The organism is Nonomuraea sp. NPDC001636 (assembly GCF_040298265.1).
In the GTDB taxonomy this organism is placed as follows: Bacteria; Actinomycetota; Actinomycetes; order Streptosporangiales; family Streptosporangiaceae; genus Nonomuraea.
Genome location: NZ_JBEOZT010000056.1, coordinates 1 through 19,578, shown reverse-complemented (window position 1 = coordinate 19,578; position 19,578 = coordinate 1). Strand labels below are relative to the sequence as shown.

The window sequence follows — 19,578 nt, the reverse complement described above, 5'->3', positions numbered from 1 at the left end:
CGCGGGACCAGGCGATCTTCGATTGACGAACGGATTGTCACCCGCGTAATGCCGTACGTCTAGATCTTCTGGCGAAATTCGCCATAAGTTGGGACATGACTGGAAGGAACCGCCGTCGGCCGTTCGCGGACCCCGTCACCGGGGTGCGGCGGCGAGTTCGGCGATCGCCGCGACGACCAGGTCCACCTCCTGCTCGGTGTTGTAGTAGTGCGGCGACAGGCGCAGGCACCAGTCGACGTCCTTGTCCCCGAAGTCGAACTGGGCGAAGTGCCGGAAGCTGAGCGCCGAGTTGACGCCCCGCGCGTCCAGCGCCGCCTTGAACGGCTCCGCCTGCCAGCCCTCGACGGCGAAGGTGACCAGGGCGCCCAGCCGCCGCCCCCGGTCGAGCACGCGCACCCCGGGCAGCGCGGTCAGCCCGTCGCGCAGGCCGGCGGCCAGGGCGGGGGTGCGCCGGGCGACGGCGTCCACGCCCACCCGGCGGGCGTAGCGGGCGGCGGCCGCGCAGCCGAGCACGACGGAGTAGGGGAACTCCCAGTCCTCGAACCTGGCCGCCGTCGCGACCGGCTCGTAGCGGCCCGGCTCGGTCCAGCGCGCGCCGTGCATGTCGATGAACAGCGGCTCGTACCCGGCGTCCAGGACGCGGTCGGCGACGTACAGGAAGCCGGAGCCGCGCGGGCCGCGCAGGAACTTGCGGCACGTGGCGGTGAGCAGGTCGCAGCCGATCTCCTCGACGTCGATCGGGTACTGGCCGACGGACTGGCAGGCGTCCACCAGGTAGAGCAGGTCCAGCTCGCGGCAGTGGCGGCCGATCTCGGCGACCGGCTGGACCAGGCCGGAGTTGGTGGGGATGTGGGTGGCGGCCACCAGGCGCGGGCGGTGCCGGCGCATCAGCGCGGCCATGGCGGGCACGTCCACGCCGCCCTCGGGCAGGTCGGGCGCGTGCACGACCTGTACCCCGAACCGCCTGGCCAGCGACAGGAAGGCGATCTGGTTGGAGATGAAGTCGTTGCGGGTGGTCAGGACGACGTCCCCGGCCGCGAACGGGATCGCCGACAGCGCGGTGGAGAAGGCGTGGGTGGCGCTGCCGGCGAAGGCGATGTTGCGGGGAGCGCAGTTGATCAGGGCGGCGGTCTCGGCGTAGAAGCCGGCGACCTGCGCCGCGCGGGCGGCGGCTGCCTCGTAGCCGCCGAGGTGCGCCTCCAGCCGCAGGTGGTCGACCATCGCGGCGAGCACCGGAGCGGGCAGCAGGCCGCACCCGGCGTTGTTGAAGTGCACGACCTCCTCCGCGCCCGGGGTGTCGGCACGCAGAGCGGCGACGTCCAGAAGCGGTTCTACCGAAGTGCTGGAAGCGCTATCATGGATTCTCATGTCCGACAGTAGCAGTTCGGCCGAGCTGGCGACCAGGATGCGCACGATGATCGACCGGCTCGCGCCCGGCGACCGGCTGCCGAGCAGCAGGGAGCTGATCCGGCGCTACAAGGTCGGCCCGGCCACCGTGTCCCAGGCGATCGCCGCGCTGGCCGCCGAGGGCGTGGTGGTCACCCGTCCCGGCAGCGGCACCTACGTCGCGGCCCCGGCGCGGCGGCGCGCCGGCGTCCCCGACACCGCGTGGCAGAGCGTCACCCTCGCCGACCGGGCCGTGGACACCCGCAGCCTCACCGGCGCCGTCGGCGCGCTGCCCGAGGGCACGATCCTGCTGGACGGCGGCTACCTGCACCGCTCGCTCCAGCCCACCCGCGCCCTGACCGCCGCGCTGGCCCGCGCGGCCCGCCGTCCCGACGCCTGGGACCGCGCCCCGGCCGCCGGACTGTCCTCCCTGCGCGGCGTGTTCGCCACGATGGCGGGCGGCGGCGTGAGCGCCGAGGACGTCCTGGTCACGGCCGGCGGGCAGAGCGCCCTGTCCATGGCGTTCCGGGCGATCGCCGGGCCGGGCGACCCCGTCCTGATGGAGTCGCCCACCTATCCCGGGGCGATCGCCGCCGCCCGCGCGGCCGGCCTGCGCCCGGTGCCGGTGCCGACGGACGCCGACGGCCTCAAGCCCGACCTGCTGGCCGACGCCTTCGCCCTCACCCGCGCCCGCCTGCTCTACTGCCAGCCGACCTACCACAACCCGACCGGGGCGGTGCTGGCCCCGGCCCGCCGTCGGCAGGTCCTCGACACGGCCCGCGCGGCCGGCGCCTTCGTGATCGAGGACGACTTCGCGCGCCACCTCGGCCACGGCGCGCCGGTGCCGCCGCCGCTGCTGGCCGACGACCGCGACGGCACGGTCGTGCACCTGACCTCCCTCACCAAGCCGGCCGCGCCCAGCCTGCGCATCGGCGCCCTGACCGCCCGGGGCCCGGTCATGGAACGCCTGCGCGCCGTGCGGCTGGTCGACGACTTCTTCGTCAGCCGCCCGCTGCAGGAGGCGGCGCTCGACCTGCTCACCTCCCCCGCCTGGGAGCGGCACGTCCGGTCGCTGGGCGCGGCGCTGCGGGAGCGGTGCGCGACGCTGGCCGCCGCCGTCCTGGCCGAGCTGCCCGGCTGGACCCTCGACCGCGTGCCCGCCGGCGGCCTCCACCTGTGGGTGCGCCTGCCCGGCGGCGCCGACGACGCCGTGGTCGCCGACGCGGCCCGCCGCGACGGCGTCGCCGTCAGCGCCGGCAACCGCTACTTCGCCACCGAGCTCCCGGCCGCCTTCCTGCGCCTCGGCTTCGCCGCGACCGCCGGGCACGCCGAGCTGGCCGAGGCCGTGCGGCGGCTCGCGGAGGTGGACCGGTAGCGCTTCTGGGTCAGCCCTGCGCCCAGGCGGTGGCCGTCCAGGTCAGCGCGTGCGTGGCGGCGGACTTGCGGAGCAGCCTGAGGTGGACGACCTGGTGGTCCTCCGTGACGACGCACAGGCCCATGCCCGTCCGCATGCGGGCGAAGGTGAGCGAGGAGCCGAGCGGGTTCAGGTTCACCGCGTCCACGCAGGCGGCCGGGTCCGCGGGGCCGTCGAGCAGGGCCTCCTGGCCGGTGACGTCCCAGACGGTGAGCTTGGCGACCTGGTCGTCGAAGCAGTCGTAGACGAGGTCGCCGTTGCTGCCGACGGTGACCTTCGGGCCGGTGGGGGTCAGGTCGATGCCGTTCTGGAAGTGGGAGAAGTCGGTGCAGGGCGGGCCGCCGGGGAGGGTGAAGCGCACGTTCTCGTACTCCTTCTCGTACTCCGGCAGGGTCGGGGAGGGCACGGCGGCGGTGGCCCGTATAGGCGCTGTAGACAGCGCTGTGGCCGGGATCGTGACGGTTACGGCTGGCGGCGCGGTCGTCGTGACGGGGGCGGGGTCGCCGGTGCCGGCGAGCGCCAGGGCCGACGCGGTCACCGCGACGGCGGCGGCGCCCGTCCAGAGGGCGAGGGCCGTCCTGGCCTTCCGCGGGCGGGCCGGACGCGTCGGCGAGTCGCGCGGCGGCACGTAGGTGTGCAGCGTGGACGCCACCGCCGCGGGCAGCCAGGGACCGGCCGCCGCGTCCCCGGCTCCCCCGGCGAGCGCGGCGACCTCCGCCGGGGCGGGCCGGTCGGCCGGGTCGCGGCTGAGGCAGCGGGCCAGCGGCCCGGCCAGGGCGGGCGGGCATCCGCGCAGGTCGGGCTCCTCGTTGGCGATGCGGTAGAAGAGCACGTCCGCCGGGCCCTCGCCGAACGCGGGCCGTCCGGTCAGGGCGTAGACGGCGAGCTGGCCCAGCGCGAACACGTCCGTGGCCGAGGTCACCGGCCGGCCCCTGACCTGTTCGGGGGTCATGAACGCGGGGGTGCCGACGCGCATGCCGGTGTGGGTGAGGCAGGTGGCGTCCACGGCGCGGGCGATGCCGAAGTCGATCACCTTGGGCCGGTCCTCGGCCAGCAGCACGTTCGAGGGCTTGAGGTCCCGGTGGACCAGCCCGGCCGCGTGGATGCCGATCAGCGCCTCGGCGACCCCCGCGATCAGCCGCCGGACGGTGGCCGGCGGCAGCGGACCGTGCTCGGCCACGGCCTGGTGCAGGGAAGGCCCGCAGATGTAGGCCGTGGCCAGCCAGGGGACGGCCGCGTCGGGATCGGCGTCCACCACGGGGGCGGTGAAGGCGCCCTGCACCCGCTGCGCCGCCTGCACCTCGTGGCGGAACCGGCGGCGGAACTCCGGGTCGGCGGCGTACTCGGGCTTGACGACCTTCAGGGCCAGGGGGCGGCCGCCCGGCGAGACGGACAGGTAGACCCGGCCCATCCCGCCCTCCCCCAGCCGGGCGCGGAGCGGGTACCCGGCCACCGACGTGGGGTCGTCCGGGGAGAGGGGAGGGAACTTCGTCGCCATCGGGACTCCAGGGCCGGTACGGGGTCGTCCGCGTGGACCCGGGGACGGCCGATCGGGTCCGCCCGGCGTCGCACGGGCTCATTGTCGGCCCGCCGAGGCGTACGGCGCCTGTCCTGTATTCGCCCCACACCGTGTGTGGTGCGGGCGGCCGTCACCGGACGGCGATGGCCTCCTCGACGAGCGCCACGGCGGCGCGCGGGTCGGCGACCTCGATCACGAGCCGGGCGTAGCGTTCGTCGGCCAGCTCGATGACCACGGCCTTGGCGGCGTCGTGCACGTCCCAGAAGACCTTCTCGCCGTTGAGATGGAACGTTCCGGCCGTGATGACGCCGGGCAGGTGGGCGCCGGGCGCGCGCACCCCCTTGGGGTCGCCGACGATGCCGGGGTCGGCGGTGGCGCCGCGCACGTTGGCCAGCGGGATGACCAGCCGGCTCTTCAACGCCCACAGTTTGTCCAGGCCCTCGATCTCCACGACCAGCGCCTGTCCGTCAATGCTGATCCTCGCCATGTCATGCTCCTTGGTGGTGGTGGGTGAGCCGGCGGGCCAGAGCGGCGCCGGCCCGGTCGATGTCGGTGTCCGCGGTCCCCGCCCTGGCCCGCAGCCGCAGGCCGAGGAGGGCCGCGGTGAGCGCGAAGGCGAGGTCGTCCTCGGCGCCCTCGCTCCCGGACGCCGCCCTGGCGGCCTGGTCGAAGGCGGCCAGCACGGCGGCGAGCCGGTCGGCGACCTCGCGGTCGACCGGCGCGCGTTCGACCGCGGCCAGCAGCAGCAGGTCGAGGCCGACCGCGGCGGCGGGCTCGGCGGCGGCCACGCGCAACGCCCCGGCCAGGTCGCCGGCGGCGGCGATCCGGTCGATCAGCGGGTTGACGTGGTGCTCCAGGGACCAGCTCAGCGCGGCCTGGTAGAGACCGCGCTTGCTGCCGAAGGTCTTGTACAGGCTGTTGCGGTGGACGCCGAGGTGGGTCACCAGCTCGTCCATGGAGATGCCGTCGTAGGACCGGGTCGAGAACAGCTCCGCCGCCGCCTGTACCACGGTGGCCTCGTCGAATCCTCTTGGTCGTCCCATGCCTCGATCGTAGGCAATAAAGGAACGTTCAGTCAAGAACGCTCGTTCCTGAACTGTCCCGCTAGGTTGAGCGGGTGCGGGTTGTCTCGGTGAACGCGTGGGGTGGGGCCGTGTTCCATGAGCTGGCGCCCTGGGTGGAGGGGTGCGGCGCCGACGTGCTCTGCCTGCAGGAGGTGACGCGCACGCCCGGCCTGCGCGGCTGGACCAGGTTCGACGACGCCGAGCGGTCCCTGCCGCAGCGGGCCGACCTGCTGGCCGACGTCGGCTCGCGCCTCCCCCGCCACCAGCCGCTGTTCGCCGTCAGCGACTCCGGCCCGGTCCAGGACGAGGAGGGCGGCTCGCACCGGCAGGACTTCGGGGTCGCCACGTTCGTCGCCGAGACGCTGCCCGTGGTCGGCGTACGGTCCGCGTTCGTGCACGGCGGCTACGTCGAGCACCACGGCGGGTGGCCGGCCGGCGACCGGCCGCGCGCCGCCCTGGCCGTACGCGTCTACGACCGCCCGGCACGACGGTTCGTCACCGTCGTGAACCTGCACGGCCTGCGGGACGCCGGCGGCAAGGCCGACACCCCGGCCCGCCGCGCCCAGGCCCGGCGGCTCGCCGCCCTGGTCGCCGGCGCGCGCGAGGACGGCGACCTGACCGTAGTCTGCGGCGACCTCAACCTCCTGCCCGGCAGCGAGACGTTCCGGATCCTGGCCGGGCTGGGCCTGCGCGACCTGGTCGGCACCGCCGACACCAGGACCTCCCGCTACCGCAAACCGGTACGGCACGCGAGCTACCTGCTCGTCTCCGACCCCGCCGCCGTCAAGGAGTTCGAGGTGGCGGCCGCCCCCGAGGTGTCCGACCACCGCGCCCTCATCCTCGACCTCTAGCTTTCCGATCCGTCAAGGGCACGGAGTCCTCTGGGCGACGGGTGCCGTCAACCCTGGCGTTCGTGATCGTAGGCGGCCTGGGCGGCGGCGACGGCGGCGCCGTGTCGCCTGGCCCAGTCGGTGAGTTCCAGCAGCGACGTGTGGAGTTCCCGGGCCATCTCCGTCAGCGTGTACTCGACCTTGGGCGGAACGACCGGATGGACGGTGCGGACGAGCAGGCCGTCCCGCTCCAGCTTGCGCAGCTTGAGCGTGAGCATGCGCCTGCTGATTCCGGTGATCGAGCGTTCCAGCTCCGTGAACCGGACCGGACCCTGCGCGGCGGCCACCAGGATGCCGATGCTCCACTTCCCGGAGACGTGGTCGAGGACCTCCGAGACCGGGCACGCCTCGCGGGCCAGGGCTGACACATCGATGTGACTCTGGGACATGAAAGTGCCTTCTTCCACCGGGATCAACAGTCACCAATCATGTACTCCGTATCAAATCGTGCACCAAGCCGGAAGGTGGCCTCATGCTTCAGGAACTCGCAGACCGCACCGCGATCGTGGACACCGTCATCGCGTACGCGACGGCCCTGGACACCAGGGACTGGGCGACCCTGGGCGCGCTGTTCACCGACGACGCCTGCTGGGAGTACAGCGGTTCGGGCGAACGACTCCGCGGGCCCGAGGCGATCATCGCCAGGATCAGTGCCGGTGTGGAGCGGTTCGACGCCACCCATCACCTGAACGGCAACCATGTCGCCACAGTGCACGGCGACGAGGCCGAGCACACGTGCTACTACCAGGCCCAGCATGTCCGCCTCGGTCTGCCCGACGGCGAGAAGTTCCTTGGCGGGGGCCGCTACGACGACCGGCTGCGCCGCACCCCGGACGGCTGGCGGTTCACCCACCGCAGGATCACCAGCGTCTGGAGCGAGGGAAACCCCGCCGTGATCACGTCCTGACGGCAGGCCGCGAAGATCCACCTGTGCGGAAACGGGTCTAGCCGGGCGCGGTGATCTTCCGCACGCGGGAGGTCTCGGCGGACAGCGGCGTGCCGTCCTGGCCGAGCGGGTGCAGCCGGGGCAGCTCCCGCCCCTGGCCGTCGACCAGGACGGAGTGCGGCTCGTCCGGGGCGAAGGCGTGGCGCTCGCCCCATTGACGCAGGGCGACGACGGCGGTGAAGAGGTCCCGGCCGGCCTCGGTGAGCCGGTAGGCATGCCGCCTGCCGTCGGCGGCCCTCCGGTCGAGGATGCCGTGCTCGACCAGCTTGCGGAGCCGGTCGGTGAGGATGTTGCGGGCGATTCCCAGCCGCTGGTGGAACTCGGTGAAGGTGGTGGCGCCGTCCATCGCGTCCCGGACGATCAGCAGGCTCCACCGGTCGCCGACCAGGTCGACGGCGCGGGCGACCGGGCAGGCCGGGTCGGTCCAGGCGTTTCCGGCAGCGAGTGTGACGTCCACTGAACCCTCCGATCAGTTGCAATTCGAAACCATTATGCCCTAGCCTCCGATCGGTTGCATATTGAAACCAATTGGAGAGTGACATGTCGCCAGGACTGACCGGACGGCAACGGATCGTGCTCGCGCTGGTGTGCGCGGTGGCCGTGTCGCCCGTCTACGGCATCCAGCCCGTCCTCCAGGCCGCCGGCCGGGACCTCGGGCTGGCGGACGGATCACTGGGCCGGCTGGTCGCCGCCGGCCAGATCGGCTATCTGGCGGGGCTGGTGCTGCTCGTCCCGCTCGGCGACCTGTTCGACCGGCGCCGGCTCATCACGGCCCACCTGCTGCTGACGGCGGTCGGCGCCGGGGTGGCCGCCGTCGCGCCCGGCGGCGCCCTGGCGATGGCGGGCCTGGCCCTCGCCGGGCTGTTCGCCGTGGTCGTTCAGATCACGGTGGCCTACGTCGCCGCGGTCTCACCGCCCGGCGAGCGCGGCCGCAACATCGGCACGGTCACCTCGGGCGTGGTGGCCGGGATCCTCGGGGTCCGGGTGGTCGCGGGCCTGTTGGGCGAGCTGGCCGACTGGCGGGCGGTCTACCTGGTCATCGCCGCGTCGTGCGTGCTGCTCGCGCTCGCCGCCCGCCTGGTCCTGGACGCCGACGTCCGGCGCCCCAGGGTCTCGTACGGCCGGTCGCTGTCGTCGCTGGGCCGGCTGGTGGCCGGAGATCGGCTCCTGCTCAGCCGGGGGCTGATCGCGTTCTTCCTGTTCGCCTCCTTCGGCACGTTGTGGAGCGGGCTGGCGCTGCCGCTCGGCGCCGCGCCGTGGCACCTGGGCACCACCGGGATCGGGCTGTTCGGGCTCGCCGGGCTCACCGGCGCGCTGGGCGCGGCCCGGGCCGGCCGCTGGGCCGACCGGGGCCTGGCGTCCTCGGTCACCGGCTGGTCGCTGGCGCTGCTGGCCGCCTCGTGGCTGCTGACCGCACAGGCGGGGTGGTCGTTGTGGCTGCTGATCGCCGGCGTGGTCGTGCTCGACTTCGCCGTGCAGGCCGTGCATGTCAGCAGCCAGCACCTGCTCACCACCGCGCGTCCCGACCGGAGCAGCGGGGTCATCGGCGCGTACATGGCCTGCTACTCCCTCGGCTCCGCGCTCGGCGCGATCACCACCACCTGGGCCTACAGCCTCGCGGGATGGCCGGCCGCCTGCCTGCTCGGCGCGGCCTACGCCGTGCTCGGGCTCGTCGTCGCCGTCTCGACCCGGCGGCTCACCGCCGCGCCGGCGGCACGCGGGTCCGCCTCGGCCTGAACGGGGGTCAGGGGAGGTCGAGGATCGGCACGAGCTGCTCCTCCTCGTACGCCAGATGCGCTTCGAGCTCGTCGGTCAGCCGCTCGATCTCCGCGCGCACCCGCACCGGGTTGTCACCCGACAGGGCCTCCCGCAGCTCCGCCACCAGCACACTCACGCGCTCGTGCTCCACGGCCAGCCGCTCGATCACCGGGGCGAGCGCGGGATGCCGCTCGGCCAGCGCCGGGAACATCATCGTGTCCTCGCCGGTGTGATGGTGGTGCAGCCCCTGGCACATGGTCAGGCAGTTGACGCGCAACTGCACGCCCAGGCCGGGGCGTCCGGTGTCGGCCAGCTCCTTGCGGATCAGCGCGAGCTCGCGGCGGAAGCCGTCGTGCACCAGCCTGAGGTACGCCCCGCCGGAGGGCGCGGTGGACCGGGGCGGCCCCGGCACCACCTTCAGCGCGACGACGGGGATGATCCGGCTCGTCTTGGCCTGGTAGTCGGCCCAGCCGGGGTCGCTCTCCACGGCGCGGGCGAAGGCGGCGTCCCGTTCGGCCCCCTCCAGGACCTCCGCCTCGACGTCGAAGACGAAGACGCCGCTCTCGACAGTGGCGCGGGGGTCGGCGCGCAGGTTGTGGTACCAGGCGGGGTTCCTCGGCGCCCCGCCGGCGGAGGCGATGACCAGCATGCGCTCGCCGCCGTCCGGCAGGTAGCCGAGCGGGGTGGTGTGGGGCCTGCCCGAACGGGCGCCGGTCGTGGTGAGCAGGAGCAGTCTCGCTCCCTCGAAATAGCCGCCGACCTGGCCGTTGTTGGCGCGGAACTCGTCGATGACCTGCTTGTTGAAATCCACTCTTCTCCATGGGTGAGGTCTCTGCTCTGACGTGCTGAGGAGGAGAAGAGGAAGCGGCGGGCCGCGCGCCCGCCGGGCGATCACGCCAGGGCCGGGCTGCTTTCTGGTGCGTGGCCCAAGGCCGACCCGGCAGTCACGGGGGTGACGCTACTTCATCAAGATATTTTCCGCAAAGCCGACAAGACGTCCAGGCCGATCCGCGGTCGGAGCGCGGTGGTCCGGCGTCGGCGCGATCGTGCGCCGGCGCCGGACCTCACCACCTCCCGTGGAGGCGCCCGCCGCGGCTACTCCGCGTAGGGCTGGTCCTCGCCCTGCTCGCTGTAACCCAGGCTCCAGACGTAGCCGTCGGGGTCGGCGAAGGTGCCGCCGTACCCGCCCCACGGCAGGGCGCCGGCGGGCTTGAGTATCGTGGCGCCGGCCTTCTCGGCCTCCTCCATGATCTCGTCCACCCGCGCCTCGCTGCGGACGACATAGGTGAGCACGACCCCGCTGAACCCGCTGCCCTCCGGGCTCAGCCCGATCTGGCCGGCCAGGCCCTCGCGGCCGTAGAAGCCGACGGGCGAGGCGCCGTCGGACTCGAAGAACACCGAGATGCCGTAGTCGTTCTGGATCTTCCAGCCCAGGCCCTCGGTGTAGAACCGCTTGGCCGCCTCCATGTCGCGGACGGCGAGGAGGATGGAGCTGACGTGCGCTTTCATGCCGTGTCTCCTTGGTGCTTCAGACGTTTGCGACGATGGGAGCAACGCTACGGAGGACGCCAGGCCGGGCGCTTCTCGAATCCTGACCGGTTGGACCGGCCTTGAGAGACGTACGGCGCCGGCCATGGCTTCTGTCATCGCCCACCGGTGACTGCGGCGCTGTCGCTCTGCCTGGGCGCGGCCCTCGCCCACGCGCTCCCCTCGAAGGGCACGCAGGACCAGCAGTAGTCCCCCGCACACGAACGAGGGGCCACCGAGATCTCGCGCGGGGCCCCTTCTCATTGCCGCGTGCCGGTGATTTGACGAGCGTCCCCCAACTGTACGAGGATCCCGAACTGTACGTCTTTCCCGGACAATCGTATGAAGGTGGACATGAGACGCCGACCCGGCCTGATCCTCGCCCTGCTGGCCCTTTCCCAGCTCATCACCTCCCTCGACTTCAACATCGTCTTCGTCGCCCTCCCCCGGATCGGCGCCGACCTGGACTTCTCCCCGCAGACCCTGCAATGGGTGGCCAGCGCCTACGCCGTCGCGTACGGCGGGTTCCTGCTGCTCGGCGGCCGGGCGGCCGATCTGCTCGGCCACCGCCGGATGTTCGTGGGCGCGCTGGCGCTGTTCGCGCTCGCCTCCCTGGCCGGCGGCCTGGCGCAGAGCCCCGGGACGCTGGTCGCCGCGCGGGCCGCGCAGGGACTGGGCGGCGCGCTGCTGTTCCCGGCCACGCTGGCGCTGGTCAACACTGGTTTCGCCGAGGGGAAGGCGCGCAACAGGGCGCTGGCCGTGTGGAGCGGCGCCGGAGCCAGCGGGCTGGCGCTCGGGTCCCTGCTCGGCGGGCTGCTCACCGGCGCCTGGGGCTGGGAGGCGGTCTTCTACGTCAACGTGCCGCTCGCCGTCGTCGCGATCGCCGGAGCCTGGCTGCTGCTGCCCGCCGACGGGGCCCGCGCGCGGGGCCGCCGGTTCGACGTCCCGGGCGCGGTGCTGGCCACCGGCGGCGTCAGCCTGCTCGCCTACGCGCTCATCCAGGGCCCCGAGTCGGGGTGGGGCTCGCCGCTGATCACCGGCGGGTTCGTGCTGGCCGCCGTGCTGCTGGCCGCCTTCGTCGCGGTCGAGAAGGCGGGCGCCGACCCGCTCATGCCGCTGCGGCTGTTCGGCAACCGCAGCCTCACCCCGGCCGTCGCGGTCATCCTGGTCTTCGGCGCCACGTTCAACGCGCTGCCGTACTTCCTGACCGTCTACTTCCAGACCGTGCTCGGGTACGGCGCCGTGGCGACCGGGCTGGCGTTCCTGGTGCCGTCCCTGCTGATCGCGCTGGGCACCCAGCTCGGCGGGCGGCTGGCCGGGCGGATCGGGATGCGGGTGACGCTGCTTCTCGGCACCGTCGGCGGGGCGGCGGGCACCGCGCTGCTGGCGATGGGGATCAGCGCCGACGGCTCGTACTGGGGGGTGCTGCCCGGCATCGTCGTGTCGGGCGTCAGCCAGGGCCTCACCTGGACCGGGATGTGGATCGCCTCGGCCACCGGCGTGGCGGCGGGCGAGCAGGGCATCGCCTCCGGCATGGCGTCCACCGCGCTCCAGGTCGGCGCGGCCCTCGGGCTCGCGGTGCTGGTCGCGGCCGGCGGGGTGGGCGAGGCCACCGGGCCCGCGCTCGCCTCGGGGATGCGCACGGCGGTGCTCGTCGCGGCCGCGGGCATGCTGCTCGGGACGGTCGTCGCCCTCACCTTCGCCCGCCACCGCGCCACCGCCGCCCCGCTCCCCGCCTGACCTGGGGCCTGACCTGTGGCCTGACTGACCTGGGGCCTGAGCTCAGCCCTGGCGCAGGCGGTCGTAGAGCAGGCAGATCGCGCCCGATTCGGTGGTCGTCAGGTCGGTCAGCGACCAGTGCGTGGCGGGCAGGCCGTCCTCGAACAGCCGGGCGCCGCCGCCGGCCACCTCGGGACAGAGCGTGATGCTGAGCCGGTCCAGCGCGTCCGCCTCCAGCAGGGCCTTGATGACGCTGCCGCTGGCCAGGACGATGACGTCGCCGCCGGTCTGCTTCCTGAGCCGCTCGACCTCCTCGGCGGGGCCGGTCCCGGCCAGGCGGGAGTTCTGCCACGGCGCGTCCGTCAGGGTCGAGGAGAAGACGATCTTCTCGGTCTCGTCGAGCCACCGGGCGAAGGCCCGGTCGCGGGGGTCGGCGTCCTCGTCCTTGGCGACCGCCGGCCAGAAGGAGCCGAAGCCCTCGTAGTTCCTGCGGCCGAGCAGGACGGTGGTGGCCGCGCCGGTCACCCGGATCATGTGGTCGCGGGCGCCGTCGCTGAGGGCGTGCGGGACGATCCAGCTCATGTCGTACTCGCCGCCCGGGCCGCTGACCCGGCCGTCGAGGGACAGCGAGATGTTGCCGACGACCCTGCGGCCCTGGATGTTGTCGTACTGCGTCATGTCCGGCTCTCCTGGTGAGGTGTTCGGTGCGATGGGTACGATCCTGCCGTCCGGGCGGGCCGGGAACATCGGCCACCTGGCAGAGATGCCGCCGAATGCCTGGCCTGTTTGCTGGCATACTTCGGGCGATGTCTGATGTCCGTCATGTTCCGGCAGAGTTGTCGTCGTTCGTGGGCCGGGCCGAGGAGCTGACGGCGGCCGGCGAGGCGGTGGCGGCCGGGCGGGTCCTGACCCTGACCGGGCCCGGCGGGTGCGGCAAGACCCGGCTGGCGATGCGCCTGTGCCGGGCGGCGTCCGGGGCGTGGCCGGACGGCGTGTTCTGGGTCGGCCTGGAGCAGGAGACCGACGGCGGCCAGGTCGGCCGCCGGATGGCCGCCGCGCTGGACGTCCCGCTGCCCGCCGACCGGGACCCGGTGCCGGTGCTGGCCGCCGCGCTGCGCGAGCGCGAGCTCCTCGTCGTGGTCGACAACTGCGAGCACGTGCTGGACGACGCGGCCGGCGTCGTCGCGGCCGTCCTGGCCGAGTGCCCGCGGGTGGCGGTGGTCGCCACCAGCCGGTCCAGGCTCGGCGTGCCCGGCGAGCGGGTGTGGCCGGTGCCGCCGATGAGGCTGGCCGACGCGCTGGAGCTGTTCCTCGAACGCGTCCGCTCCGGCGCCCCGGACGCGGACCGGACGGCCGAATCGCAGGCCAGACGGATCTGCGACCGGCTCGACCGGCTGCCCCTCGCGCTGGAGCTGGCGGCCGGCTGGGCGGGCGCGCTGTCGCTGGCCCAGATCGCCGACTCCCTGAGCGCCCCCTACGCCCTCCTGGACGGCGGCGCCCGCACCACCCCCTTCCGCCAGCGCACCCTGCAGGCGTCGATGAGCTGGAGCCACGACCTGCTGGACGACGACGAGCGGGTGCTGTTCCGGCGCGCCGGGGTGTTCGAGCCGGGCTTCACCGCCGACGCCGTCACCCGCCTGGCCGAGCTGGGCGGGCCGGGCGCCGGGCGTCTGCTCAGGGCGTTGCGGGGGCTGATCGACAAGTCGCTGGTGGTGGCCGACACGACCGGCCCGGTGGCCCGGTACCGGATGCTCGGCGTGGTGCGGGCGTACGCGCTGGACCGCCTGGCCGCGGCGCGGGAGGAGAGCGCCGCGCGCGACCTGCACCTGGACGTCCACGCGTCGTTGCCGGTGGAGCTGGCGCCGCTGCTGGAGACCGACAAGGACGCCTGGCGGGCGCGGCTCGGCGCCGCCTACCCCAACGTGCGGGCCGCGATCGAGTGGGGGCTGTCGCGTCCGGACCCGGCGCTGGGGCGGCGACTGGCCGCGGACTGCGCGTGGCTGTGGCACCTGGAGGGGCGCGGCGCCGAGGGGGCCGCGCTGCTGCGCCGGGCCGCGGCGCTCGGCGCGGACGAGCGCAGCCCGCTCCAGGCCCGGGTCCTGGCGGCGCTGGCGCTCGTGCTCAACACCGCCGAGCCGGGGATCGAGGCGTTCGAGGTGGCGCGGGCGGCGCGGGAGCTGGCCGCGGCGGCCGGCGCCCCGGAGGCCGCCCGGCCGGCCGGGCCGCTGATCGCGCTCGGCCTGCTGGCGACGGGCCTGCCCGAGGCGCTGGCCGAGGCCCGCGCGGTGCGGGAGGAGGCCGTCCGGGCCGGGGACGGGTTCGTCGCCGACAGCGCCGAGGCGATCGCCGGCCTGGTGCACGTGCTCGGCGACGACTACCGGCGGGCGATCGAGTGCTTCGAGCGGGCCGTGGAGCGGCTGGTGGCGCGCGGCGACCGCGGCGTGGCCTCCTTCGCGCTGGGCTGGTGGGCGCTGGCCGCCGCCCGGTCGGGCGCGCTGGAGCGGGCCGCGGAGCTGGCCGGACGGGCCGTCGAGACCGCCGAACCGCTGCGTGACCTGCACTGGACCGGCTCGGCCCGGGTCGTCCTGGCGGAGATCCGCATCCTGCAGGGCCGCCTGAACGAGGCCGCCGCCGCCCTGGAGCCCGTGGACCGGCTGATCGACGGGCTCGGGCGGCTGCCGTTCATCACCGGGTGGGAGCGTTGCCAGGCGATGCTCGCGCTCGGCCACGACCGGCCGGGCGAGGCGGTGGAGTGGTGCTGGCGGGAGGGCCGCTGGCAGGAGGAGCCGGACGCGGCGTGGCTGGCGCCCGACACCCAGCTCGTGCTGGCGGCGGCGCTGCGCAGGACGGGCGAGGCAGCGGCGGCGACACGGCTGCTGGACGCCCTGTCGCGGTCGCCGGTCACCGAGCGCATGCCGCGCGTGCGCGCCGGGGTGCTGGACGAGCTGGCGCTGCTGTCCCACGACAGCGACCCCGAACGCGCGCTGCGGCTGCACCACGAGGCCCTGCGCATCCACGCCGACCACGACCTCGTGCTCGGCCTGGTGGCCGGCCTGGAGTCGCTGGCGCTGCTCGACCTGCGGCGCGGCGCCGTCAGGACGGCCGGGGTGCTGGCCGGGGCCGCCGAGCGGGCACGCGCGAACCTCGGGGCCGCGCCCCGCCCCCTCCCGGCCGCCGACGGCGCGGAGGGCCGCGAACTGCGCGCGGCCGTCGAGCGGGGACGCGCGATGGACCTGGCCGCGGCGGTCGCCCACGCCACCCGCGCGCGGGGGCCGCGCCGCCGGCCCGACTCCGGGTGGGCGAGCCTGACCCCCGCCGAGCGGTCGGTGGCCGGGCTGGCCGCCGAAGGGCTGTCCAACCCGGAGATCGCCGCCCGGCTGTTCGTCAGCCGGGGCACGGTCAAGACCCACCTGGCGCACGTCTACGCCAAGCTCCAGGTCGCCAACCGCACCGAGCTGGCCCGCGCGACCGCCGCCCGTGACCGGAACGAGGACGAGCACGCCGAAGACGGGGTCAGGCGTCCGGGTTGAGTTCGCGGCGGATGGCCTGGCCCGCCGCGCGGTGCTCGGCCGCGGCGGCCGGGTCGCTCTCGTCGAGCACGGCCGCGATGCCCTCGTGGGCCAGGGCCTCCTTGTGCCGCGCGCCCACCTTGGGCGCCAGGTCGAGGGCCTGGCGGTGCAGGCGCAGCGCCTCCTCCGGCAGGCCGGCCAGGCGGCAGGTCTCGGCGTAGCCGTAGAGGAAGTGCACCTTCCAGTGCTCCTCGAACAGCTCGTCCAGGAGGGCGAACGCCTGCCGGTGGCTCTCCAGCGCCTCCTCGTGGCGGCCCATCTGGCGCAGGGCGACGCCCAGGCAGTTGAGGCACCACGCCTCGTTGTGCTTGTGGCCGTCCTCGCGGGCCAGCTCCAGGGCCGCGGTCAGGTGCTGCGCGGCCTCGCCCGGCTCCTCGTGCACGATCGCCATGCCGAGGGTGATCCGGGCGGTCAGCGTGGCCGGCCAGCCGGGCTCGCCGTGCGTCCGCGCCAGCACGTCGCGGGCCAGCCGGGCCGCCTCCTCCCGGCGTCCCAGTTGCAGCATCGCCCACGCCTCGTCGGCGGCGGCGTGGGCCGCGCCCGTCGGGCAGCCGGCGTCGTCGTACAGCCGGGCCGCCTGCCTGAAGAGGTCGAGCGGCTCCTCGACGTGGCCCTCGTCCCAGCTCAGGTAGCCGCGGCGCATCATCAGGTCCGCCGCGGAGCGGGCGTCGCCGGCCTGGGACACCAGGGGGGCCGCCGCCTCGTACGCGGCCCCCGCCTCGGCCATGCGGCCCGCGTTGTAGCGGGCGAAGCCCAGGTCGCTGTGCGCCTCGGCGAGCTGCCACGGGTCGCCCAGCCGTTCGGCCGCCGCCAGCGACCGTTCGAAGAGCACGTTGAGGTGGGTGGTGCCGCAGCGCCGGGCGAAGAACGCGCGCATGAAGCGGGGCAGCTCGCACGCGTGCGCGTCGGCGCCGGTGGCGACCGCCACCTCGAAGGCGCCCATGAGGTTGGTGTACTCCGCGCCGAACCAGCCCAGCGCCGCGTGCTTGCTGCCGAACGCCGGCAGCGCAGCCGGCGGGCTGCCCGCGGACGCGGCCCGGCTGCCCGACTCGTACGGCATCGCGGCATCGGCGGCGGCCGCCGCGTGCACGTAGTAGTCGAGCACCCGGCCCAGCGCCTGCTCCCGCTCGGCCGGCGTGTCCTGCTCCTCGGCGGCCCGGCGCGCGTGCTGGTGGACGAGGTCGTGCAGCGTGTACCGGCCGGGCGAGGGCTGCTGGACGAGGTGGGCGTCGAGCAGGTCCTCCAGCATCGTCCGCGCGTCGCGCAGCGGCACCCCGGCCAGGGCGGCGGCCACGTAGTCGTCGAAGGAGGACCCGGACAGCAGGCCCAGCAGCCGGAACAGGCGGCGCTGGGCCCGGTCGAGCTGGCGTACGGACATGGCGAAGGCGGTGTCGAACTCGCTCGGCCCCTCGGCCATGCGCTCGACCAGGATGCCGACGGTCCAGCCTGGCCGGTGGCGCAGCCGGGCCCCGGCCAGCCGCAGGGCCAGCGGCAGGTGGCCGCACAGCCGCAGCACCTCGGCCGCCGCCTGCGGGTCCTGGGCCAGCCGCCCGTCGGGCCCGCTGGGGTCGCCGCTGGCGCGGGCCAGCAGCTCGGCGCTCTCCTGCGGGGTGAGCACGTCCAGCGAGACCGGCGGCACCTCCTCCAGGCCCAGCAGCCGGTTGCGGCTGGTGATCAGGGCGACGGACTCGCCCGCGCCGGGCAGCAGCATGCGGACCTGGTCGGCGCCGGCGGCGTTGTCGAGGACCACGACGGCCCGCCGCCCGGCCAGCTCGGCCCGCCAGCAGGCGGCCAGCGGCTCGATGCCGCCCTCCTGCGGGATCTTCTCCGAGGGCACGTCGAGCGCGGCGAGCAGCGACCGCAGCGCGGGGTCGGGGTCGAGCGGTTCCCGCCCGTCGGTGAACCCGTGCAGGTCCAGGTAGAGCTGGGCATCGGGGTAGTCGGCGGCGAGCCGGTGCGCGGCGTGCACGGCCAGGCACGTCTTGCCGACGCCCGCCATGCCGTCCACGGCGACCACCCGGCTCTGCGCGACCGCGGCGAGCACGGCGTCGAGATGGGCCGCGCGCCCGGTGAAGTCCGGCACGTCGCGCGGCAGGTCGTTGCGCGGCGGACGGGGAGCCCCGGCGGGCGCCGAGGGCGGCTGGACCTGGCGGCTCGCCTTGGGCGGCGCAGGAAGGGGGTTGGCCGCCCGGTCCCACAGCGGGCGCAGCGGGCGCGGGTCGCGCTTGACCAGGCGGCACAGCTCGATCACCGCGGCCCACGGCGGCACCGACTGGCCGCTGAGGTAGCGCGACAACGACGACGAGCTGAGGCCCGTCTCGCGGGCGAGCGCCCGTACGCCGTGCCCGGAGAGCTCCTGGAGCAGGCGCAGGCGGTTGGCCAGCTCGTCCTGGGGGTCCGCCGTCTGCTGTCGAGTCACGCGTTCCTGCCTCTCTGTCCCGTCGCGGAAGAAACTTACCCGGACGAATCACCGCAGGCCACCGGCATTCCGGCTGTCCCACGGTGTCCCACGGGCATCGTCGCGGCGGGGCCGCTGCGCTGAGATGGAGTCACGCCCCGGGGGACGGGGCGCCGACCAGGGAAAAAGGGAGAAACCACCATGCAGTCCCGGATGAAGAACCCGGCCTTCGTTCTGCCCGGCGCGATGCAGTCGATCCAGGAGCTGTTCAAGGCGGTGCACGCCGGCGGGGTGGACGCCGCGACGCTGGAGCTGGTGCACCTGCGGATCAGCCAGATCAACGGCTGCAGCGCCTGCGTGGACGCGGGCGTCAAGGGCAGCCGCAAGGCCGGGGTGAGCGAGGAGCGGCTGGCCACGGTGGCCGCCTGGCGGGAGGCCCCGTACTTCACCGAGGAGGAGCGGGCGGCGCTGGAGCTGGCCGAGGCCGCCACCCGCCTGGCCGACCGGCCCGACGCGGTCGGCGACGAGATCTGGGACCGGGCCGCCACCTACTACGACGAGAAGCAGCTCGCCTCGATCGTGCTGATGATCGGCGTGACGAACCTGTTCAACCGGCTCAACGCCACCACCCGGCAGATCGCCGGCGCGTGGGGCTGAGCGGCACCCAACCATAAAACGGTCAGTACTAGCATTCACCCCACACAGGAGGAGATTTCACCATGGGCACCACGAAGAACACCGCCGCGTCCGACAAGGGTTTCGAGGGCTTCACCGAGGACGAGCGCGCGGCGATGAAGGCGCATGCCAGCGAGCTGAAGAAGGCCGCGCGGCGCGGCGGGAAGGCATCGGCCGCCGACGGCGAGCGCGACGTGCTGGAGAAGATCGCCGAGATGGCCGAGGACGACCGGGTGCTGGCCGAGGCGGTGCACGCCATCATCAGGGCCGCCGCCCCGGACCTGACGCCGAAGACCTGGTACGGCATGCCGGCCTACGCCAGGAACGGCAGCGTCGTGTGCTTCTTCAAGCCCGCGGCCAAGTTCAAGTCCCGCTTCGCCACCCTCGACTTCAACGACGGGGCGACCCTTGAGGACGGCGCCATGTGGCCGAGCGCCTTCGCGCTGAAGGAGCTGACCCCCGACGCCGAGGCGCGCATCGCCGCCCTCGTGCGGCAGGCCGCGGGCTGAGCCCCCGGCGGACCCCCGGCGGACCCCCTGCGGCCCTGCTCCACCGCGGCGCGCCGGACCCTGCTCCGGACCGGCGCGCCGCAGTGGAGCACGGGACCGTCAGACCTCGTCCACGCTGCTCGGCTCACGCCGGGACAGATCGATACCGAGTTCCTCCGCCGCGCGGAAGACGTCCTCGTCGGTGTCGCGCATCTCGATGGACAT

18 protein-coding genes are annotated in these 19,578 nt (G+C 74.3%); 8 read left to right on the top strand and 10 right to left on the bottom strand.

Annotated elements, in window-relative coordinates; all coding sequences use genetic code 11:
• Positions 1-135: 135 nt before the first annotated feature.
• Positions 136-1,275 (bottom strand): aminotransferase class V-fold PLP-dependent enzyme, encoded by a 1,140-nt coding sequence (locus ABT158_RS49660; protein WP_352366246.1) that lies wholly within the window; start codon positions 1,273-1,275, stop codon positions 136-138.
• A 91-nt stretch (positions 1,276-1,366) separates the two neighbouring features.
• Between ABT158_RS49660 and ABT158_RS49655 the strand changes: the two genes are divergently transcribed.
• A complete protein-coding gene (locus ABT158_RS49655; RefSeq protein WP_352366244.1) occupies positions 1,367-2,761 on the top strand; it encodes an aminotransferase-like domain-containing protein in 1,395 nt (464 codons plus the stop codon).
• Positions 2,762-2,771: 10 nt separating this feature from the next.
• On the opposite strand, the gene ABT158_RS49650 is transcribed toward ABT158_RS49655, so the two are convergent.
• The 3 genes from ABT158_RS49650 to ABT158_RS49640 all read right to left on the bottom strand — a co-directional run bounded on the left by ABT158_RS49650 (position 2,772) and on the right by ABT158_RS49640 (position 5,362).
• Complete coding sequence (locus tag ABT158_RS49650; RefSeq protein WP_352366242.1) at positions 2,772-4,298, bottom strand: serine/threonine-protein kinase; 1,527 nt, start codon at positions 4,296-4,298, stop codon at positions 2,772-2,774.
• 151 nt (positions 4,299-4,449) lie between these two features.
• Positions 4,450-4,806: a hypothetical protein gene (locus ABT158_RS49645; RefSeq protein WP_352366240.1), complete on the bottom strand. Its 357-nt coding sequence runs from the start codon at positions 4,804-4,806 to the stop codon at positions 4,450-4,452.
• Position 4,807: 1 nt separating this feature from the next.
• Positions 4,808-5,362, bottom strand: a complete 555-nt coding sequence (locus ABT158_RS49640) for a TetR/AcrR family transcriptional regulator (RefSeq protein WP_352366238.1) — start codon at positions 5,360-5,362, stop codon at positions 4,808-4,810.
• Positions 5,363-5,436: 74 nt separating this feature from the next.
• Between ABT158_RS49640 and ABT158_RS49635 the strand changes: the two genes are divergently transcribed.
• Complete coding sequence (locus tag ABT158_RS49635) at positions 5,437-6,234, top strand: endonuclease/exonuclease/phosphatase family protein (protein ID WP_352366236.1); 798 nt, start codon at positions 5,437-5,439, stop codon at positions 6,232-6,234.
• A 47-nt stretch (positions 6,235-6,281) separates the two neighbouring features.
• Here the strand turns inward: ABT158_RS49635 and ABT158_RS49630 are convergent, their stop codons facing one another.
• Positions 6,282-6,662: a winged helix-turn-helix transcriptional regulator gene (locus tag ABT158_RS49630; protein ID WP_352366234.1), complete on the bottom strand. Its 381-nt coding sequence runs from the start codon at positions 6,660-6,662 to the stop codon at positions 6,282-6,284.
• A gap of 83 nt (positions 6,663-6,745) precedes the next feature.
• Here ABT158_RS49630 and ABT158_RS49625 point away from each other — a divergent pair, with 83 nt between their 5' ends.
• Positions 6,746-7,180, top strand: coding sequence for a nuclear transport factor 2 family protein (locus tag ABT158_RS49625; protein WP_352366232.1), 435 nt, complete (start codon positions 6,746-6,748; stop codon positions 7,178-7,180).
• A gap of 37 nt (positions 7,181-7,217) precedes the next feature.
• On the opposite strand, the gene ABT158_RS49620 is transcribed toward ABT158_RS49625, so the two are convergent.
• The gene (locus tag ABT158_RS49620) at positions 7,218-7,676 is read right to left on the bottom strand and encodes a winged helix-turn-helix transcriptional regulator (RefSeq protein ID WP_352366230.1); all 459 of its coding nucleotides are present in this window, start codon (positions 7,674-7,676) and stop codon (positions 7,218-7,220) included.
• A gap of 83 nt (positions 7,677-7,759) precedes the next feature.
• Between ABT158_RS49620 and ABT158_RS49615 the strand changes: the two genes are divergently transcribed.
• Positions 7,760-8,956, top strand: coding sequence for an MFS transporter (locus ABT158_RS49615; RefSeq protein ID WP_352366228.1), 1,197 nt, complete (start codon positions 7,760-7,762; stop codon positions 8,954-8,956).
• Positions 8,957-8,963: 7 nt separating this feature from the next.
• On the opposite strand, the gene ABT158_RS49610 is transcribed toward ABT158_RS49615, so the two are convergent.
• Positions 8,964-9,788, bottom strand: a complete 825-nt coding sequence (locus ABT158_RS49610) for a nitroreductase/quinone reductase family protein (protein ID WP_352366226.1) — start codon at positions 9,786-9,788, stop codon at positions 8,964-8,966.
• A gap of 284 nt (positions 9,789-10,072) precedes the next feature.
• Complete coding sequence (locus ABT158_RS49605; protein WP_352366224.1) at positions 10,073-10,486, bottom strand: VOC family protein; 414 nt, start codon at positions 10,484-10,486, stop codon at positions 10,073-10,075.
• 372 nt (positions 10,487-10,858) lie between these two features.
• Here ABT158_RS49605 and ABT158_RS49600 point away from each other — a divergent pair, with 372 nt between their 5' ends.
• Positions 10,859-12,244 carry an MFS transporter gene (locus ABT158_RS49600; RefSeq protein ID WP_352366222.1) on the top strand — a complete coding sequence of 462 codons (1,386 nt, stop codon included), beginning with the start codon at positions 10,859-10,861 and terminating at the stop codon, positions 12,242-12,244.
• Between the two features lie 42 nt (positions 12,245-12,286).
• On the opposite strand, the gene ABT158_RS49595 is transcribed toward ABT158_RS49600, so the two are convergent.
• On the bottom strand, positions 12,287-12,901 hold the full coding sequence (locus ABT158_RS49595; RefSeq protein ID WP_352366220.1) for a dihydrofolate reductase family protein: 615 nt from the start codon (positions 12,899-12,901) through the stop codon (positions 12,287-12,289).
• A gap of 128 nt (positions 12,902-13,029) precedes the next feature.
• Here ABT158_RS49595 and ABT158_RS49590 point away from each other — a divergent pair, with 128 nt between their 5' ends.
• Positions 13,030-15,753, top strand: a complete 2,724-nt coding sequence (locus ABT158_RS49590) for a helix-turn-helix transcriptional regulator (protein WP_352366218.1) — start codon at positions 13,030-13,032, stop codon at positions 15,751-15,753.
• Here ABT158_RS49590 and ABT158_RS49585 read toward each other — a convergent pair.
• Positions 15,737-18,211, bottom strand: a complete 2,475-nt coding sequence (locus tag ABT158_RS49585) for an ATP-binding protein (RefSeq protein ID WP_352366216.1) — start codon at positions 18,209-18,211, stop codon at positions 15,737-15,739. The genes ABT158_RS49590 and ABT158_RS49585 overlap by 17 nt on opposite strands.
• A gap of 180 nt (positions 18,212-18,391) precedes the next feature.
• On the opposite strand from ABT158_RS49585, the gene ABT158_RS49580 reads away from it, so the two are divergent.
• Positions 18,392-18,847 carry a carboxymuconolactone decarboxylase family protein gene (locus tag ABT158_RS49580; RefSeq protein WP_352366214.1) on the top strand — a complete coding sequence of 152 codons (456 nt, stop codon included), beginning with the start codon at positions 18,392-18,394 and terminating at the stop codon, positions 18,845-18,847.
• A 62-nt stretch (positions 18,848-18,909) separates the two neighbouring features.
• A complete protein-coding gene (locus ABT158_RS49575) occupies positions 18,910-19,374 on the top strand; it encodes an iron chaperone (RefSeq protein ID WP_352366212.1) in 465 nt (154 codons plus the stop codon).
• Positions 19,375-19,578: the final 204 nt, after the last annotated feature.

Coding starts and splice junctions, on each gene's coding strand:
- ABT158_RS49655 (WP_352366244.1), top strand. CDS start 1,367: ATGTCCGACAGTAGCAGTTCGGCCGAGCTGGCGACCAGGATGCGCACG.
- ABT158_RS49650 (WP_352366242.1), bottom strand. CDS start 4,298: ATGGCGACGAAGTTCCCTCCCCTCTCCCCGGACGACCCCACGTCGGTG.
- ABT158_RS49645 (WP_352366240.1), bottom strand. CDS start 4,806: ATGGCGAGGATCAGCATTGACGGACAGGCGCTGGTCGTGGAGATCGAG.
- ABT158_RS49640 (WP_352366238.1), bottom strand. CDS start 5,362: ATGGGACGACCAAGAGGATTCGACGAGGCCACCGTGGTACAGGCGGCG.
- ABT158_RS49630 (WP_352366234.1), bottom strand. CDS start 6,662: ATGTCCCAGAGTCACATCGATGTGTCAGCCCTGGCCCGCGAGGCGTGC.
- ABT158_RS49625 (WP_352366232.1), top strand. CDS start 6,746: ATGCTTCAGGAACTCGCAGACCGCACCGCGATCGTGGACACCGTCATC.
- ABT158_RS49615 (WP_352366228.1), top strand. CDS start 7,760: ATGTCGCCAGGACTGACCGGACGGCAACGGATCGTGCTCGCGCTGGTG.
- ABT158_RS49605 (WP_352366224.1), bottom strand. CDS start 10,486: ATGAAAGCGCACGTCAGCTCCATCCTCCTCGCCGTCCGCGACATGGAG.
- ABT158_RS49600 (WP_352366222.1), top strand. CDS start 10,859: ATGAGACGCCGACCCGGCCTGATCCTCGCCCTGCTGGCCCTTTCCCAG.
- ABT158_RS49595 (WP_352366220.1), bottom strand. CDS start 12,901: ATGACGCAGTACGACAACATCCAGGGCCGCAGGGTCGTCGGCAACATC.
- ABT158_RS49590 (WP_352366218.1), top strand. CDS start 13,030: ATGTCTGATGTCCGTCATGTTCCGGCAGAGTTGTCGTCGTTCGTGGGC.
- ABT158_RS49580 (WP_352366214.1), top strand. CDS start 18,392: ATGCAGTCCCGGATGAAGAACCCGGCCTTCGTTCTGCCCGGCGCGATG.
- ABT158_RS49575 (WP_352366212.1), top strand. CDS start 18,910: ATGGGCACCACGAAGAACACCGCCGCGTCCGACAAGGGTTTCGAGGGC.